Origin of the sequence: Actinokineospora fastidiosa, assembly GCF_014648415.1 — a bacterium.
GTDB classification, from domain to species: Bacteria; Actinomycetota; Actinomycetes; order Mycobacteriales; family Pseudonocardiaceae; genus Actinokineospora; species Actinokineospora fastidiosa.
Map to the genome: position 1 here is coordinate 1,169,281 of NZ_BMRB01000002.1, position 17,215 is coordinate 1,186,495.

Annotated in this window: 16 protein-coding genes; 10 read left to right on the forward strand and 6 right to left on the reverse strand. The window is 73.0% G+C overall.

Annotation, left to right across the window (positions count from 1 at the left end; genetic code table 11):
• Nucleotides 1–69: 69 nt before the first annotated feature.
• Genes IEY98_RS15300 through IEY98_RS15335 form a run of 8 tightly spaced genes read left to right on the forward strand, consistent with a single transcriptional unit; the run spans nt 70 to nt 8,106 of the window.
• Nucleotides 70–216 (forward strand): hypothetical protein, encoded by a 147-nt coding sequence (locus tag IEY98_RS15300; RefSeq protein WP_189211092.1) that lies wholly within the window; start codon nt 70–72, stop codon nt 214–216.
• Nucleotides 217–271: 55 nt separating this feature from the next.
• Nucleotides 272–796, forward strand: coding sequence for an ArsR/SmtB family transcription factor (locus IEY98_RS15305; RefSeq protein ID WP_189211093.1), 525 nt, complete (start codon nt 272–274; stop codon nt 794–796).
• A gap of 37 nt (nt 797–833) precedes the next feature.
• The gene (locus tag IEY98_RS15310) at nt 834–2,042 is read left to right on the forward strand and encodes an MFS transporter (protein ID WP_189211094.1); all 1,209 of its coding nucleotides are present in this window, start codon (nt 834–836) and stop codon (nt 2,040–2,042) included.
• 26 nt (nt 2,043–2,068) lie between these two features.
• The gene (locus IEY98_RS15315) at nt 2,069–3,640 is read left to right on the forward strand and encodes a MoxR family ATPase (RefSeq protein WP_229786931.1); all 1,572 of its coding nucleotides are present in this window, start codon (nt 2,069–2,071) and stop codon (nt 3,638–3,640) included.
• Entirely contained in the window at nt 3,619–4,587 is a 969-nt protein-coding gene (locus tag IEY98_RS15320; RefSeq protein WP_189211095.1) for a hypothetical protein, read from the forward strand. The genes IEY98_RS15315 and IEY98_RS15320 overlap by 22 nt, the downstream gene beginning before the upstream one ends.
• Nucleotides 4,584–6,266: a vWA domain-containing protein gene (locus IEY98_RS15325; protein WP_189211096.1), complete on the forward strand. Its 1,683-nt coding sequence runs from the start codon at nt 4,584–4,586 to the stop codon at nt 6,264–6,266. Before IEY98_RS15320 ends, IEY98_RS15325 begins: the two co-directional genes overlap by 4 nt.
• Complete coding sequence (locus IEY98_RS15330; RefSeq protein ID WP_189211097.1) at nt 6,263–6,802, forward strand: hypothetical protein; 540 nt, start codon at nt 6,263–6,265, stop codon at nt 6,800–6,802. Before IEY98_RS15325 ends, IEY98_RS15330 begins: the two co-directional genes overlap by 4 nt.
• The gene (locus IEY98_RS15335) at nt 6,799–8,106 is read left to right on the forward strand and encodes an AMP-binding protein (protein ID WP_189211098.1); all 1,308 of its coding nucleotides are present in this window, start codon (nt 6,799–6,801) and stop codon (nt 8,104–8,106) included. The genes IEY98_RS15330 and IEY98_RS15335 overlap by 4 nt, the downstream gene beginning before the upstream one ends.
• Here the strand turns inward: IEY98_RS15335 and IEY98_RS15340 are convergent.
• The 3 genes from IEY98_RS15340 to IEY98_RS15350 all read right to left on the reverse strand — a co-directional run bounded on the left by IEY98_RS15340 (nt 8,103) and on the right by IEY98_RS15350 (nt 12,380).
• A complete protein-coding gene (locus tag IEY98_RS15340) occupies nt 8,103–8,465 on the reverse strand; it encodes a ribonuclease domain-containing protein (RefSeq protein ID WP_229786932.1) in 363 nt (120 codons plus the stop codon). The genes IEY98_RS15335 and IEY98_RS15340 overlap by 4 nt on opposite strands.
• 532 nt (nt 8,466–8,997) lie before the next feature.
• The gene (gene uvrB, locus IEY98_RS15345) at nt 8,998–11,154 is read right to left on the reverse strand and encodes an excinuclease ABC subunit UvrB (RefSeq protein ID WP_189211100.1); all 2,157 of its coding nucleotides are present in this window, start codon (nt 11,152–11,154) and stop codon (nt 8,998–9,000) included.
• Between the two features lie 29 nt (nt 11,155–11,183).
• A complete protein-coding gene (locus IEY98_RS15350) occupies nt 11,184–12,380 on the reverse strand; it encodes a DUF5685 family protein (RefSeq protein ID WP_189211101.1) in 1,197 nt (398 codons plus the stop codon).
• A gap of 123 nt (nt 12,381–12,503) precedes the next feature.
• Between IEY98_RS15350 and IEY98_RS15355 the strand changes: the two genes are divergently transcribed.
• Nucleotides 12,504–13,073, forward strand: a complete 570-nt coding sequence (locus tag IEY98_RS15355) for a DUF402 domain-containing protein (protein WP_189211102.1) — start codon at nt 12,504–12,506, stop codon at nt 13,071–13,073.
• A 144-nt stretch (nt 13,074–13,217) separates the two neighbouring features.
• Entirely contained in the window at nt 13,218–13,736 is a 519-nt protein-coding gene (locus IEY98_RS15360; protein ID WP_189211103.1) for a ribonuclease FAU-1 family protein, read from the forward strand.
• Here IEY98_RS15360 and coaE read toward each other — a convergent pair.
• From coaE to rpsA, 3 genes are all read right to left on the reverse strand, one after another.
• A complete protein-coding gene (gene coaE, locus IEY98_RS15365; RefSeq protein WP_189211104.1) occupies nt 13,733–14,896 on the reverse strand; it encodes a dephospho-CoA kinase in 1,164 nt (387 codons plus the stop codon). The genes IEY98_RS15360 and coaE overlap by 4 nt on opposite strands.
• Before the next feature lie 12 nt (nt 14,897–14,908).
• A complete protein-coding gene (locus IEY98_RS15370; RefSeq protein ID WP_189211105.1) occupies nt 14,909–15,502 on the reverse strand; it encodes a hypothetical protein in 594 nt (197 codons plus the stop codon).
• A gap of 106 nt (nt 15,503–15,608) precedes the next feature.
• On the reverse strand, nt 15,609–17,111 hold the full coding sequence (gene rpsA / locus IEY98_RS15375; protein WP_189211106.1) for a 30S ribosomal protein S1: 1,503 nt from the start codon (nt 17,109–17,111) through the stop codon (nt 15,609–15,611).
• Nucleotides 17,112–17,215: the final 104 nt, after the last annotated feature.

Sequence of the window (17,215 nt, forward strand, 5' to 3'; positions counted from 1 at the left end):
CCGGATGGCGCATGCTGTCGGGGGTGACCGGTAGGTTCCGCACGGATCATGCTGTTGATTGGAGTACCCGTGGCAGGTCAGATGTCCACGCCGATCTTCGACGAGTTGCTGCGCGAGATGACGGCCGCGGCCGAGGCCGCGCAGGCTCCCAAGCCGGAGCCCAAGCCCGAGCCGCAGGTCACCGGCACCGGCGGGCGCAGGCGCAAGCCGGAGTAGTCGACCGCCAAAGAGACGTTTGACAGAACGTGCGCGGAGTTCGCAGACTGCGGCCATGAGTGAGGGGGACCCGCGCACGAGCCTGCACGACATGCGGGCGCTGGCCCATCCGCTGCGCGTGCGCATCCTGACCCTGCTGACCGACTCGGCGATGAGCGCGGCCGAGGTCGCCCGCGAACTCGGCGGGACGCAGGCGAACGTCAGCTACCACCTGCGCAAGCTCTTCGACGCGGGCCTGCTCGACATGGTCGAGGAGGTGCCCATCCGCGGCGGCGTCGCCAAGCGCTACCGCCACCGCCCGCACCGCTCCCGGCCGCACCGGGACCGCGCGATGCTCACCGAGCTGACCAGGCGCAGCGCGCTGCGGGCCGCGCACGGCACGGCCAGCGACGCCGAGCTGTGGGTCGACCCGGACCTGTGGCAGGAGACCGTCGAGGCGGTGCGCGCGCTCAGCGAGCGCATGCACCGCGCCGCCAAGCCCCCGCACACCCCCGGTACCGTCCGGGTCAGCACGACGATCTCGCTGTTCGAGATGGAACCGGGGGAAGCACGTGGGGGACTCCGAGGCGACCGCGGTTAGCGGCACGCCCGCCGACCAGGGGAGACAGCCGTCGGGGATGTGGGAGCCGCTGCGGCACCCGATGTTCCGCAGGCTCGTCATCGGCCGCGTCACGACCTATCTCGGCAACGCCGTCGCGCCGGTCGCGCTGGCCTTCGCCGTCCTCGACCTGACCGGCTCGGTGGCCGCGCTCGGCATCGTGGTGGGCGCGCGGTCGCTGGCCAACGTCGCGCTGCTGCTGCTCGGCCGCGTGCTGGCCGACCGGCTGCCGCGCGGGGTGATCCTGCAGGGCGCGAGCGTGGCCGCCGCGGGCTCGCAGCTGGCGACGGCCGCCGCCGTCCTCATGGGATTCGCGAGCATCCCGCTGCTCGTCGTGCTCAGCGTGGTCAACGGCGCGGTCGCCGCGGTGTCGCTGCCCGCGGCCTCCGCGCTGACGCCGCAGACGGTGCCGCCCGCGCTGCTGCGCCAGGCCAACGCGCTCGCCCGGCTGGGGATCAACACGGCGCTGATCACCGGGGCGTCGTTCGGCGGCATGGTGGCCGCGCTGGTCGGCGCGGGATGGGCGATGGTCGCGACCGGCGCGGTCTTCCTGCTCGCCGCGTTCTTCTACGCGCGCGTGCGCGCCCCCGAGGTCGACAGCGCCGCGCCGACCCGTCCGCTGGCCGACCTCAAGGCGGGCTGGCGGGAGTTCGCGTCGCGGCCGTGGGTGTGGTCGGTCGTGGCGGGCATGATGGTGGTCAACGCGGCCTTCGTCGGCGGCGTCCAGGTGCTCGGCCCGGCGATCGCGGACACGACCTTCGGCCGCCCGGCGTGGGGCTTCATCCTCGGCGCGCAGACGGCGGGCATGGCGCTCGGCGGGCTGATCGCCACCCGCTGGCAGCCCCGGCGCGCGCTGCTGGTCGGCACGGCGCTGATCGCGGCCAGCTCGGTGCCGCTGTTCGCCCTCGCCCACCTGCCCGCGCTGGTGCCGATGCTCGTCGCGATGGTGCTGTGCGGGGTGGCCGTGGAGCAGTTCGCCATCGCGTGGGACGTGTCGCTGCAGGAGAACGTGCCCGCCGACAAACTGGCGCGGGTCTACTCCTACGACGCGATGGGCTCGTTCATCGCGATCCCGCTGGGCGAGATCGCGATCGGTCCGCTCGCGCTGCACTTCGGCGCGCCCGCCACGCTCACCGGCGCAGGCGTGCTCATCGTCGTCGCGGTGGCGGCCGTCGTCGTCACACCGGGCATCCGGACACTGACTATCAGCAAGAAAGGCGTTGCGTAGCGCGGAGAACGGGCATGATGTGCGCCGTGGACGGTTACCAGCACGTGTCCCGCGCCCCGACGCTGCCGGGTGGCGCGCACCACGCGCACGCCGACGAGTTCGACGTCGCCGCGCTCTACGAGGGACCGTACGGGCAGGCGCGCACGGGCGACGCGCCGCTGGACGAGAAGCTGCGCCAGGCGTACTTCTGGATCGTCAACCACGCGATCATCAGCCCGCACTACGACATCGAGTTCCACGACGGGCCCAGCGCCGGGGTGACCCTGGGCGACAGCAAGGCCAGGCTGACCCTCCCGAGTGGACAGAGCTACTCCAGCTTCGTGCTCATCCCGCTGCTGACCTTCGCCGTCCGGCGGCGGTGCCTGCTGGTCGGCGGCCCCGGCCGGGGCAAGACGGCCAGCGCGGTGCTGATGGGCGTGCTCGCGGGCTACCCGCTGACCGAGATCCGCCGGGCGATGCAGCACGGCCACCCGCAGCTGACCATCGCCGACCTGCTCGGCACGCCGCTGCCCGCCGACCTGGTGCGCGCCGAGCGGCTGTCCGACATCGACATCGCGTGGCGGCGCTGGCTGTCCATGCGCGTGAAGATCATCGACGAGTACAACCGCATCCCCACACGCACCCAGTCGGCGCTGCTGACGCTGATGTCCGACGGCTACGCCGAGGTGTTCGACCAGGTCTACGAGGCCGCCGACGCCGCCTGGTACCTCACAGCCAACGACGACGCGGGCGGCGGCACCTACCAGGTCATCGACGCCCTCAAGGACCGCATCGACGTGGTGGTGCAGGCGCTGCCGTTCAACAGCCGCTTCCTCGGGGAGCTGGTGACGCGGGTGGAGCAGCGGCTGCGGCCGGAGGAGCTGGTGCCGCCGGAGATCGTGTTCAGCGAGGCCGAGCACGAGCGCATGTGGTCGGAGATCCTGCGGGTCCCGCTGCCCGCGGCCGTGCGCAGGCGGCTGGAGTTCTTCACCGCGCAGTTCGAGCTGCTGGAGGGCGCGGGCGAGCAGTTCGAGTACCGGACCAAGGACACCGCGCGGCTGGCCGGGGTCGACCCGCACCTGCTGGCCGCCGCCGACACCGGCCGCGACCGGCTGGCCGACCTGGGCGCGCAGACGCTCGGCGGGGTCTCGGTGCGGGCGCTGCAGAGCGTCCTGGCGTACGCGAAGGCGCTGGCCTACTTCCGCGACCGCGCCGAGGTCGGCCTGGACGACCTGCGCGCGGTGCTGCCGTTCGTGCTGCACGACAAGCTGCCCGCCGACGACCGCTCCCCCGCCTTCGACCAGCCGTCGCACAGTCCCTACCGGACGGACCGGGTGAGCTGGCTGCGGCACCTGTTCGACCGCGCGTGCGCCGAGTACGACCGGCTCGACCTCGACGCCGACGATCCGGTCGCGGCGATGCTGGAGGAGTTCGAGCGCGGTCTGGACGGCGTCGGCGAGCCGGAGGTGACGGCGCGGCTGGCGCGCATCGAGGGCGTGCTCAACGAGTGGGCGCGCGGGCGCAAGCTCTACGGCCACGTCCACGACGACGCGCTGGCGTTGAAGTACCTCCACCAGCGGTACGTGAACTACCGGGCGTGGCTGCGGTGGAAGGGCTGACGCCGTTCCAGCGGGTGCTGGAGGCCCGCCGCGAGCAGTACAACGCGCGGTTCCGGATGGCCAGGCACCGCAACCGGTCCCTCTCCCCCGCCGACGTGCTGGCCCACCTGCACACCCGGGTTGGCCCGGTGGTCGCCGCAGCGGGCGGGGACCCGGTCGAGGTGACCGACGCGCTGGTCGAGCTGTCGTTCGCCGCCGCGGAGCGCGACGCGCTGTCCTCGCCGGTGTTCGACGTGCTGCCCGCGCTGGCCGGATTCGTCGGCGCGGCGCCCCGGCGGGTGCCCGCCGCGGTGTTCAACGCCGCGCTGCACCTGGCCGACGCCGACCTCGCGGGCTGGCTGCGCACGCTCGGCACGCTGGGGCGGCTGATCGCGCCGTCGGCGCCGGACCGGCTGCTGGCCGCGGGCGCGGTGGCGGCGTGGCGGCACGGCCTGGCCCGGCTGCGCGCGTCGGCGCTGACGGCGGCGGCCGGGTTGGCGCCCGACCTGCGGGCGGTGGCGCTGGGGGTGTCCTCGCCGGTCTCCGACGCCGCGCTGGCCGCGCTGGCGGCCGACCCGTGGGCCGAGCCGAACGCGCGGGGCGCGGTCGCCGTGCGCGCGGTGCGGCGGGTGGGCGCGTTCACCGGGTTCGGCGGGCGGTTCCGGCGGCCGCCGGTCGTGCAGGCCGTCGGCGGGCGCTGGTTCGCCGTGGCCGACCAGACGTGGGAGCTGGTGGCCGACCGCTTCGGCGCCGCGCTGCTGCCGGTGCCGGGGCTGCCGCCGGGCCCGCCCGGGGTGCCGGAGCTGTCGCTGCGGCCGGGCGGGCTCGTGGTGGACGACGCGGGGCCGGGCGGTGCGCTGGCGCTGCCGGAGCTGGCGTCGGCGACGAGCGTGGCCGGGCACGGCGGGACGCTGGCGGTGACCACGGCGTACTCGCACGCGGTGGTGTTCGTGGCGAGGACGACATGAGCGACCAAGCGGCGGCGGACGGGGCCGTGACGCAGTGGGCCGCGCTGTGGCCGGAGGCGCTGCGGGCGTGGGGCCGGTTCGTCGCCGTGCACCCGCCGATGCTGTGCGAGACCGGGGACGAGGCCCGCGCGGCGGGGCTGACCGGCAGCTTCGCGATGTTCCGCCTCGACGACCGCACGGTGGTGCTCGACCTGGCCGCGCTGTCCGCGCTGGGGCTGTCCGACCTGGGGCTGGAGGTGCTGGCGCACGAGGTGGGCCACCACGTGCTGTGCCCGGCGGACCTTGCCGACAACGGCAGGCTGCTGGCCCGCGTCCGGCGCGGGCTGCCCGAACTGGAGCGGCACGCGCCGATGGTCGCCAACCTCTACGCCGACCTGCTCGTCAACGACAGACTGCAACGCAGCAGGGGCTTGCGGATGGACGAGGTGTACCGGCGGATGCCGGGGCCCGCGAGTCCACTGTGGTCGTTCTACATGCGCGTCTACGAGATCCTGTGGGCGCTGCCGACCGGGACGCTCACGCCCAGGGTGGCCGCCGACGTCGACGCCGACGCGCAGCTGGGCGCCCGGCTGGCCCGGGTGTACGCCGCGGACTGGCTCGCGGGCGCGGGCGGGTTCGCCATGCTGTGCTACCGGTACCTCACCGACGCCGAGGCGCTGGTGGCGTTCACCTGCCGCAGCGCGGTCGGCGCGGACGCCCAGGTCCCGGGGCTGGCGCTGGACGACGACGGGCCGCTGCGGCACCCGGCGTTCGACCCGCTGGTCAACGACTTCACCGAGCCGCCTGCCGAGGAGCCGGAGCTGCCGTCGGGCGGGCAGTACCGGGAGCCGTTCGAGTACGGGCAGATCCTGCGGCAGCTCGGCGTGGACGTCTCCGATGAGGACGCCGCCACGCGGTACTACCGGGAGCGGGCCGCGCCGCACCTGGTGCCGTTCCCCACGCGGGAGCGGCCGGTGGTGCGCGAGCCGCTGCCGGAGGGGACGGCGGCCTGGGACGTGGGCGAGCCGCTGGACCGCGTCGACTGGCTGGCCACGGCGCTGCGGTCGCCGCACGTGGTGCCCGGGGTGACCACCGAGCAGCGGGTGATGGGCTGGATGGACGGGCAGGCCGCCGACCCCGAGCCGGTGGACCTCGACCTGTACGTGGACTCCTCCGGCTCGATGCCCGACCCGCGGCGGACGGTGTCGTACCTGACGCTGGCGGGCGCGATCCTGGCGCTGTCGGCCCTGCGCGTGGGCGCGCGCGTGCAGGCGACACTGTGGAGCGGCACGCGGCAGGTGCTGCGCACCGACGGGTTCGTCCGCGACGAGCAGGCGGTCCTGCGCGTGCTGACCGGCTTCTTCGGCGGCGGCACGGCGTTCCCGCTGCCGGTGCTGCGCGACACGTACCTGGAGCCGCGCAGGCCGACGCACATCGTGGTGATCTCCGACAACGGCGTCGACACGATGATCAAGGCGGTCGATGAGCGGGGCAGGCCGGGCGGCGACATCGCCGCATCGGCGCTCGCCGCGGCGGGCGCGGGCGGGACGCTGCTGCTCAACCTGTGGTCGGACGCCGAGGAGGCGCGCATCGCCGCGCTGACGCCCGGGTGGGACCTGCACCGGGTCGCCGACTGGGCCGACCTTGTCGACTTCGCCGCCGCGTTCGGCAGGCGCGCGTACGAGAGGAGCCCGGGGTGATCCCCTGCACCGTGGCCGACATGACCCGGCGGCTGGCCGACACGCCGCCGGACTTCCTGGCCGACCCGGCGGCGCTCGCGCCCGCCGCGATCGTCTCGGACACGCTGGTGCGCCTCGGCGGCAGGCCGCTGACCGACCGGCTGGCCGCGCGGTTCGCCTCCGGCGAGCCGAACTGGACGCGGCTGGTGCTGGTGACGTGCTGGCTGGCGGCGGACTCCGGCGGCTCGCCGGAGCGCCTGCACGACCTGCTGGCCACCGGTCTGGCCGACCTCGCCGCGCTCGTGCCCGCCGAGCGGTTCGCCACCGACCCGGACCGGCGCGAGGAGCTGGCCCGGGTGCTGCTGCGCGCGCTGGGCGTCGTGCCGCTGGGCGAGACCGCCGAGCAGGCAGCGGACCGGCTGGACACCGTCGACAGCGTCCGGCGGCACCGGCTGCTGGCGGACGCCAAGGCCGCCGAGGAGCGCGCCGAGGCGATCCGCAGGGCGATGGCGGAGAAGCGGGCCCGCGAGGCGGCGGCGCGGTACAGCCAGGTATGAGCGACTACCCGATCCCGGCGTACGAGCCGATGGCCGCCGCGGTGCTCAGCGACGCGGAGCGGTGGCCCGCGATGACGGCCGAGGGGGCGCGCCGGTTGGCCTGGCTGCGGTCGCACCCGCGCGCGCCGCTCTACAACCACGCGTGCGGGGACCGGCTCTCCGCCGAGGCGGTGGCCCGGTTGCGGGCGTATCCGCTGGAGTACGGGCCGCCGGACTGGGTGCCGTCGCTGCTGGCGTACGCGCGGGAGCGGGTGCCGAGGTATCGGGGCCGCACGTGGACGTCGTTGGCCGATGTGCTGCCGATCGGGCGCCATGAGCTGCTGTCGCAGGTGGAGCTGTCGGTGCCGGACGACGTCGATCTGGACGAACTGATCGTGCACAGCACGTCGGGTTCGCGGGGTCCGGCGGCGACGGTGCCGATGACGCCGGAGTTCTGCGCGCTGGACCTGCCGCTGCTGGAGCACGTCGTGGGGCGGGCGGGCATCCGGGTCCGGGGTGACGGGGTCGCGCTGGTGACGGTGTACCTGATGCCGGTGACGTACCAGTTCGCGTCGGTGTCGTCGTACTGGGGCGGGGCGGGGGTGGTGAAGGTCAACCTGCACCCGTCGGCGTGGCGGTCGCCGTCGGACGCGGTGGCGTTCCTGGAGGACTGCGACCCGGAGCTGTACTCGGGGAACCCGGTGTCGCTGGCGGCGCTGGCGGACCTGGGGCTGCGCACGCGCCCGTCGGCGGTGATCTCGGGCGCGATGGCGCTGGACGACCCGGCCGCGCTGTCGTCCCGCCTGGGCGCGCCGGTGTTCGACGTGTACGGGACGACGGAGACGGGGCTGATCGCGTACCGGGACGGCGACGCGCACACCCTGCTGCCGCGCCGCATGCACGTCGAGGTCCTGGACCCGGCTGGGCAGCCGTGCCCGGACGGCGTGCGCGGGGAGATCACCGTGACGTGCGGGGAGAACCCGATGCTGCCGCTGCTGCGCTATCGGACCGGCGATCACGCGTCCCTGGAGTGGCGGGACGGGGTGCGCGTGCTGGTGGGCCTGGAGGGCAGGGCGCCGGTCCGCTTCCGCGCGGCGGACGGGCGGTGGGTGGAGTCGATCGAGGTGACGCAGGTGCTGTCGCCGTTGGGGCTGGTGGCGTACTCGGTGCACCAGAACGGGGACGGCTCCGTGGTGGTGACCGTCCCCGTCGACGCGCCGGTCGGCCTGGTGTCCGCCGCGGCCGCGTCCCTGCTCGGCCCGGTGTCGGTGGTGCGGGCGGAGATCGGCGGCAAGGCCCAGCGGTACAGCAGCGACCTGGTCTAGACGATCCGGTAGAAGTTCCCGTAGTGGTCGGGCGAGTACCAGACCACCCCGGTCGTCACATCCCGCACAATCCGCCGCGCGTCCCGCGAGGCGCCGTAGGGGCGGGGGTGGGTGTCGTACTCGTAGAAGGTGTGGCCGGAGGGGAGCTGGCCCTCCCGGTTGTAGAACCGCCCGCCCGCGAAGTTGTACTGCCCGTACGGCCACGCATACCACCCGCGGGAGGTGGGGAAGCCCAACTCCCGCCACCCGCTGTACGCGGTGCGGGCGGCGTCGCAGCCGGAGATGGTGCAGCTGGAGTAGACGGCGGCACTGGCAGGCGCGACCACAGTGGACAACAGCGCGGCCAGCAGGGCAAACAACGCAACACCCCGACGAAACACGACAACCTCCCCGATCCGATGTTGATCGGCACCATCGTGACCATGCACCTGGAAACCGATCAACATCCGGGAGGTGAACCACGGGAAACTGTCGGACCTCTGAGCTACGTTACTGCTCTGAACGGCCTAGCTTGATGTTCCCTTTGGGCGAACGCCAGTTCGATAATGAAACCAAGATCGACAACGATGGCGAGAAAGGAGGTCGCGGTCGCCGGGCCAACGGCAGCCGTCCGCAGGGGTTCGGGAGAGCTGAAGCGCCCTACTGGTTGGCCTTGGTGAGACCGGTCGCAGCCGCACACCAGCCGACCAGAAGACGACGATCACGCACCGGCAGACATAGGAGCACGCACCGGTCGACGGAGGAAGAAGGGGAGGCGGCCGGGGGACACGAATGGTCAGGCAGACGCCCGCCGGACACGGATGGCCCGAGCCGTGGGCGGTGTGGGCGAGCCCAGCAGGCGGACTCGTCGCAAGGGCGGTCCGCCTGCTGGGGGCGTGTGGGATGCGCGGATTACTTGATGCCTGCGGCGTCCATGCCGCGGAGTTCGCGTTTGAGGTCGTGGATCTCGTCGCGGAGGCGGGCGGCCAGTTCGAATTGGAGGTCCCGGGCGGCGTTCATCATCTGGTCGGTCATGGATTGGATGAGGTCTGCCAGTTCGGCGCGGGGCATCTTGGAGGGGTCTTTGCCTGTGATGCCCGCGGACTTGGCGGCGCCCGGTTCGCCTGCGGCTCGTTTGCCTCGGGAGGTGTTGCGGCCGGAGCCGCCGACGGGGACGGTGTCGTCGGGTTCGGCCTCGGAGTAGACGCGGTCGAGGATGTCGGCGATCTTCTTGCGGAGCGGCTGGGGGTCGATGCCGTTGGCCTCGTTGTACGCGCGCTGCTTCTCGCGCCTGCGGTTGGTCTCGTCGATGGCGTGGCGCATCGAGTCGGTGATCTTGTCGGCGTACATGTGGACCTCGCCGGAGACGTTGCGGGCGGCGCGGCCGATGGTCTGGATCAGGGACGTGCCGCTGCGGAGGAAGCCCTCCTTGTCGGCGTCGAGGATGGCGACCAGGGACACCTCCGGCAGGTCGAGGCCCTCGCGCAGCAGGTTGATGCCCACCAGGACGTCGTAGTCGCCCAGGCGGAGCTGGCGCAGCAGCTCGACCCGGCGCAGGGTGTCCACCTCGGAGTGCAGGTAGCGGACCCTGATGCCCAGCTCCAGCAGGTAGTCGGTCAGGTCCTCGGCCATCTTCTTGGTCAGCGTCGTGACCAGGACGCGCTCGTCGCGGTCGGCGCGGAGGCGGATCTCGTGGACGAGGTCGTCGATCTGGCCCTCGGTCGGCTTGACCACGACCTCCGGGTCGACCAGGCCGGTCGGGCGGATGACCTGCTCGACGAACTCCCCGCCGGTCTGGCCGAGCTCGTACGGGCCCGGCGTCGCCGACAGGTACACCGTCTGCCCGATGCGGTCGGCGAACTCCTCCCAGGTCAGCGGCCGGTTGTCGACCGCGCTGGGCAGCCGGAAGCCGTGCTCGACCAGGTTGCGCTTGCGGGACATGTCGCCCTCGTACATGCCGCCGATCTGCGGCACCGTCACGTGCGACTCGTCGATGACCAGCAGGAAGTCCTCGGGGAAGTAGTCGAGCAGGGTCGCGGGCGCCGACCCGGCCGGGCGGCCGTCGATGTGCCGGGAGTAGTTCTCGATGCCCGAGCAGAACCCGACCTGGCGCATCATCTCGATGTCGTAGCTGGTGCGCATGCGCAGCCGCTGGGCCTCCAGCAGCTTGCCCTTGCGCTCCAGGTCGGCCAGCCGGGCCTCCAGCTCGCCCTCGATGCCCTTGATCGCCCGCTCCAGCCGGTCGGGACCGGCCACGTAGTGCGTCGCGGGGAAGATGCGCAGCTCCTGCTCCTGCCGCACTACGTCGCCGGTCAGCGGGTGCAGGTAGTACAGCGAGTCGATCTCGTCGCCGAAGAACTCGACCCGGACGGCCAGCTCCTCGTACGCCGGGATGATCTCCACCGTGTCGCCGCGCACCCGGAACGTCCCGCGCGCGAAGGCGATGTCGTTGCGGCTGTACTGCACGTCGACCAGCGCGCGCAGGAACACGTCGCGCTCGACCGTGTCGCCCACGCGCAGCGGGATCGAGCGGTCGAGGTACGACTGCGGCGTGCCCAGGCCGTAGATGCAGGACACCGACGCGACCACCACGACGTCGCGCCGCGACAGCAGGCTCATGGTCGCCGAGTGGCGCAGCCGCTCGACGTCGTCGTTGACCGAGGAGTCCTTCTCGATGTAGGTGTCGGTCTGCGGGATGTACGCCTCGGGCTGGTAGTAGTCGTAGTAGCTGACGAAGTACTCCACCGCGTTCTCGGGGAAGAACTCGCGCAACTCGTTGGCCAGCTGGGCGGCGAGGGTCTTGTTCGGCGCCATCAGCAGCGTGGGCCGCTGCAGCCGCTCGATCAGCCACGCCGTGGTGGCCGACTTGCCGGTGCCGGTCGCGCCCAGCAGCACCACGTCCTGCTCGCCCGCCCGGATGCGCCGCTCCAGCTCGTCGATGGCCGCGGGCTGGTCGCCCGCGGGCTGGTAGGACGCGCGCATGCGGAAGCGCCCGCCGGTGCGCGGGATGTCGCCCACCGGCCGGTACTCGGAGTGGGCCAAGACGGGGTGCTCGGTCGCGAAAGCCACGTCCCGAGGCTACGCCCGCCCACCGACAATCAGCAGTCGCAGCCGCAACAGTCACAATCGCAGTCGCAGCTGTCGCACCACGCGTCCCGCCGCTTGTCCGACCACGGCCCCGGGTACGGGTCGCGGCAGCACTGCTGGCACGTTCCGCACTCGTACAGGCACGCGCCGCAGCCCACGAACACTCCGCGCGGCCTGGGCTGCGGGTTCAGCCTGGGCCAGCGCCAGCACAGGCACCGCGACGGCCGGTCGGCGCGGTGCCGGTGGCCGTGCGGCGGCACCGGCCCGTGCGGGCCGTGCCCGTGCGCGGCGGGCGGCCTGCCCTCCGGCGGCAGCCACTGCGGGTGCAGGTGGCCCGGCTGGTGCCCGCCCGGCGGGTGGTGGGCCGCGAAGGCCCGGTGCACGGCCATGCCCAGCTCGTGCACCAGCAGGGCGTGCACCAGCTTCTGGTCGCGGAACTCCGCCTCGGCCAGCGCGAGCCGCACGCCCATCACGGCGTCGTCGCAGAGCCTGCGGATCTCGCCGAGGTCGGACCCGGTGGCGGTGATCGGGTTCCACTGGCCCGCGGCGCGGTCGGCGTCGAGGTCGTCCACGGCGTCGAGCAGGTGGGCGATGCGGCCGAACAGGCGCCCGGCCTCGGCCAGCGGCCCGGTGTTGCCCGGCCTGCCCGCCAGCACGGCGGTGTGGGCGAACGCGGCGGCCGTCGCCGTCTCGGTGGGCTCGGTGGCGGTCAGCACGGACGACCCGACGCCGACCGCGGCCTCGACCTCGCCCTGGCGGCCGACGGCGTCGAACAGGACCGCGGTGCCGAAGCCGAGGTCGGCACCGGTCCGGGCGCCCTGCCGCGCCCAGCGCCGGGCGACGGTGCGCGCCGCGGCGGCGACGGGCCTGCTGGCCAGCACGCCGTCGCGGTCCTCGACGTGGTCGCGCACCTTGGCCGAGGCGAGCACGAGCGACACCGCCGCGGCGAGCCGCGCGCCCGCCCCCTCGGCGACGGGCGTGCTGCGCATCGCGCGCAGCGGGCACGGCCCCGCGACCCGCCGGTCGTCGCGCTCGGCCTGGGCCTCCACGAGCGCGGAGATCGCGAGTCCGTCGTAGTTGGTCACGGTGCGGGCGAACTGGCCGTGGTCGTCGCGCAGGGCGAGGCAGAGGCCGCAGAGGTGGGCGAGCCACGACGTGGCGAGGTCGCCGGGCAGGCGGTGGCGGCAGGGCCGCAGGATTCCGAACATCGGGGGGTGGCCCTTTCCGGCACGGTGATCGCGCGGGAGCCTAGCCGGTATTCACCCGTTCGGGTGGGCAGTTCGGCGCGAAAGGACTGGGCTGCCGCGGGTCCTTGTGGGCACGATGGCGGCATGTCCGCCGAAACCTCGGTCCCGCTCGCCCGCCGGGACCACACGACCCACGCCCCCAAGGTCGAGGTGTTCGATCCGGCCGCGAGGACCAACGTCGATCCGAAGGGCTTCGTCCGCCTGGTCGACGAGTACCGGCACATCGGTCCCGGGCTCTACATGGCCCGGCCGGTGGACGGCCACCGCCGCATCGCCTACTTCGAGTCCGCCCTGCTGCCCGCGATGGGCCTGCGCGTCTCCCGGTGGCGCGGCCACCCGGGTGTCGATCTCGGACACGACTTCTACATCGACGTCGTCGACATCTCCGTGCACGGCGACCCCGCCAAGCACACCGACATCTGGCAGACGGTCGACCTCTACCTCGACGTCCTCGTCCGCACGGGACGGTCGGTGTGGGTGGAGGACAACGACGAACTGCTCGCCGCCGTGCGCGCCGGGGTCCTCGACCTGGGCGCTGGCGAACGCGCCCTGTCCCGCGCGCAGCGGGCGGTCGCGGGCATCGCGCACGCCGGGTACGACGTGAACCGCTGGCTTGCCGGTCACGAGATCGTGGTGCCCTGGCATCCCCTTTAGTGGGGGATGCGCGCCACGGTCAACCGCGGGTATTCGGTCGAGTCCGATTTTCGCTCGACCGATACCGCAGAGCGCACGAGTCGTGACATAACGAATCGGTTGGCGTGGTCACAGTCAGCGCGCTTGCGGCTACCCTCGGGCGACGTGGGCACGACCATCACGCCGCAGCTGGTCGACATTGTCGACACGGTCACCGCGGTTCGCAGCTACTCGTCGGGAACCTCGCGCAGCCTGCGGGTCTGCCAGATCGAACGGTGGGGCCTGCGGTTGGAGTGCCCGACGCCGGAGGACCCGTTCGCCGACTCCGAGGTCACCTGGCTGCTGCCGGAGCTGAACCTGCGGCTGACCCAGCAGCGGCCGAGGTCCCGGCACGCCCGCACCGGCCCGAGCGTGCTCAGCGCCGTCCGGGTGCGCACGGACGGCAGGCTCTGGCGCACCACCGACCTGCTGCTCGGCCTGGCCGCGCCGGGCGGCACGTCCGCGCGGATCGTGCGCTCGGAGGAGTTCGCCGCCGCCGTGGCCGGGCGCGTGCTGCGCGCGGCCGACGCCGACCTGGCGCTGTGCACCGTCCACAAGACGCTGGAGGAGCTGAGCCGCTTCCGCCACGACCTGTCGGCGTGGTTGGCCTACAAGCACATCTTCGAGGTGTGGCCGCCCTTCTAGGGCGTCCAGCCGGTCTCCCGCGCCCACGCCTCGGCGCGTCCGTGGGCCTGCTCGAACCAGGGCGTCTTGGCGTCGCCGTACTCGATGATGGTCCCGGCCCGGGCCGCGAGCGTCCGCTTGAGCTCCTCGTACTCCGCGCGCGCGGCGGCGTCGGCGCGCAGCCAGGCGGGGAACAGCAGGCCGTAGCGCCAGTTGGGCATGCCCTCCTGGCGGATGTGGACGTTGACCCACCGGTCGGGGTCGGCGCCGACGTGGGTGCGCTTGCGCCAGCGGGCCGGGTCGTCGTCCGCCGGGTACGGGGTGTCCTCCAGGCCGGGGTAGTGCGGGAAGCCCGCGTCGGCCAGCGGCGTCTCCAGCGCCTCGGCGGTGGCCGGGTCGGCGGTGACCTGGAAGTCGAGGACGTCCTTGGCGGCCAGGCCGGGCACCGACGTGGAGCCGACGTGGTCGACGCGGCAGCCGGTGGCCGCGGCGAGCCGGGCCCGGACGCGCTCGGCCTGCGCTGGCCAGGTCGGGTCGTACTCGACCAGCCGGGGCGCGCCGCGCGGGGTGTGGCGGCGCAGCCGCACGTTGGCCTCGTAGCGGACGATCCGGTCGGCCCAGAGCGCGTCGACCTCGGCGAGCACGAGGTCGGGGGTGCCGGAGTTGTCCAGCCAGACGTCGGCGAGGGCGCGCCGGGCCGCCTCGTCCGCCTGGGCGGCGATGCGGGCGCGGGCGTCGGCCTCGGCGAGGCCGCGCCCGACGAGCCGCTCGACCCTGGTCTCGACGGGAGCGTCCACGATGATCACCAGGTGGTAGAACGGGGCGAGGCCGTTCTCGACGAGCAGCGGCACGTCGTGCACGACGACGGCGTCGGCGGGGGCGGTGGCGATCAGCTCGGCGGTGCGGGCGGCCACGCGCGGGTGGACGATCGCGTTGAGCCGCTTGCGGGCGTCGTCGTCGGTGAAGACGCGGGCGGCGAGGGCGGCGCGGTCGAGCGCCCCGTCGACGATGACGTCCCGGCCGAACTCGGCGGCGATCTCGGCGAGGCCGTCGGTGCCGGGCTCGACGACCTCCCGGGCGACGCGGTCGGCGTCGATGACGAGCGCCCCGTGTTCGGCGAGCCTGCCCGCCACCGTCGACTTGCCTGACCCGATCCCGCCGGAGAGCCCGATGCGCAGCACCGGGGCATTGTGTCAGGAGCCGCCGCCGGGCGCGGTCAGCGCCCGGTCCGCGATCGCGGGCAGGACGCGTCGGGCCTGGTCGTCGGGCAGCAGCCTGGGCGAGGCGTCGACGACCACGGTCACGCGCCCGTGGCGGGCCACGACCATCCGGGACGCGCCCTCGATGTAGTGGCCGCGGCCCGCGCCGACGGCGACCTCGGTGACGGCCGCGCCCAGCTTGCGCTCGTCGCCGATGGTCAGCTCGACGCGCGCCTGCGCGGCGGCGGGCGTCTCGTAGGAGGCGAGGGTGACGATGAGCGCGGCCTTGGACCGGTCACCCGAGGGGACGCCGAAGTAGCAGTCGACGCGGGCGGTGCGCTTGATGTCGGGGACGGGCACGCCCGCGACCTCCTGCGTGCCGCCGCCGACCTTGACCTTGAGCGCGGCGAGGTCGTCGTCGGTGATCACCAGCCCGCAGTCGCGCGGCACCTTCCGCTCGGCCCTGGGCGTCGGCTTCGGGGTCGTGGTGGTGAACAGCGGGATCTCGGGCATGGTGGCGGGCTCGGTCGGGCCGGACCCGCAGCCCGCGAGCAGCAGGAGCGGTCCCCACAGCCACCTGGCGCGCATGGCACAACGGTAGGCCCGAGCCCGGGCTGTCCGCGACGGATCGACCGGGTGAAACGGCCAGTGGCCCCGCACCGGATCGGTGCGGGGCCACTGGCGGTGGAAACGATCAGACTCCGCCGGAGAGCTTCTCGCGGAGCGCGGCGAGCTGCTCGTCGCTGGCCAGGGTGCCGCCGCTCTGCGCGGCCTGCTCCCCGCCACCGGACGAGTAGTTCTGCTCGCCACCGGCGCTGCCACCCGTGGCCGCCTCGGCCGCCGCGGCGGCGTCGAGCTCGGCGGCCTTGGAGACCTGGCGCATGTGGGCCTCGTAGCGGGTGTGGGCCTCGGCGTACTGCCGCTCCCACTCCTCGCGCTGCTTCTCGAAGCCTTCCTGCCACTCCTGGGTGTCCGGGTCGAAGCCCTCGGGGTAGATGTAGTTCCCCTCGGTGTCGTACTCGGCGGCCATGCCGTACTGGGTCGGGTCGAACTCCGAGTCCGGCGTGAAGCCCTCGTTGGCCTGCTTCAGCGACAGCGAGATGCGGCGGCGCTCCAGGTCGATGTCGATGACCTTGACCATGACCTCGTTGCCGACCTGCACGACCTGCTCCGGGATCTCCACGTGGCGCTCGGCCAGCTCGGAGATGTGGACCAGGCCCTCGATGCCCTCGTCCACCCGGACGAACGCGCCGAACGGCACCAGCTTAGTGACCTTGCCCGGCACGATCTGGCCGATCGCGTGGGTGCGGGCGAACTGGCGCCACGGGTCTTCCTGGGTGGCCTTGAGCGACAGCGACACGCGCTCGCGCTCCATGTCCACGTCCAGGACCTCGACCGTGACCTCCTGGCCGACCTCGACGACCTCGGAGGGGTGGTCGATGTGCTTCCAGGACAGCTCGGAGACGTGCACCAGGCCGTCGACGCCGCCGAGGTCCACGAACGCGCCGAAGTTGACGATCGAGGACACGACGCCCTTGCGGACCTGGCCCTTCTGCAGCTGGTTGAGGAACTCGCTGCGGACCTCGGACTGGGTCTGCTCCAGCCACGCCCGGCGAGACAGGACCACGTTGTTGCGGTTCTTGTCCAGCTCGATGATCTTGGCTTCGAGCTCGCGGCCGACGTAGGGCTGCAGGTCGCGCACGCGGCGCATCTCGACCAGCGACGCGGGGAGGAAGCCCCGCAGGCCGATGTCGAGGATCAGGCCGCCCTTGACGACCTCGATGACCGTGCCACGAACCGGCTCGTCCGCCTCCTTGAGGGCCTCGATCGTGCCCCACGCCCGCTCGTACTGCGCGCGCTTCTTGGACAGGATGAGGCGGCCCTCCTTGTCCTCCTTCTGGAGAACCAGGGCCTCGACCTCGTCGCCGACCGAGACAACCTCGGCGGGGTCGACATCATGCTTGATCGACAACTCACGAGAGGGGATGACACCCTCGGTCTTGTAGCCGATGTCGAGCAGGACCTCGTCCCGGTCGACCTTGACGATCGTGCCCTCGACGATGTCGCCATCGTTGAAGTACTTGATCGTCGCGTCGATCGCGGCGAGGAACTCCTCCTCAGTCCCGAAGTCGTTGATGGCGACCTGCGGCTTGTTCGCCTGCGCGGCAGTCGGGACGGTGGTGGTGTCGGTGGACATCAGGTAGGTGGCTCCGCTACGGATTTGGGGTCGTTGTGGACAATGTGCGGCGCGCGGCGGACAACACGTCGCCGACGGACACCCAAATGCATGGAGATAGGCAG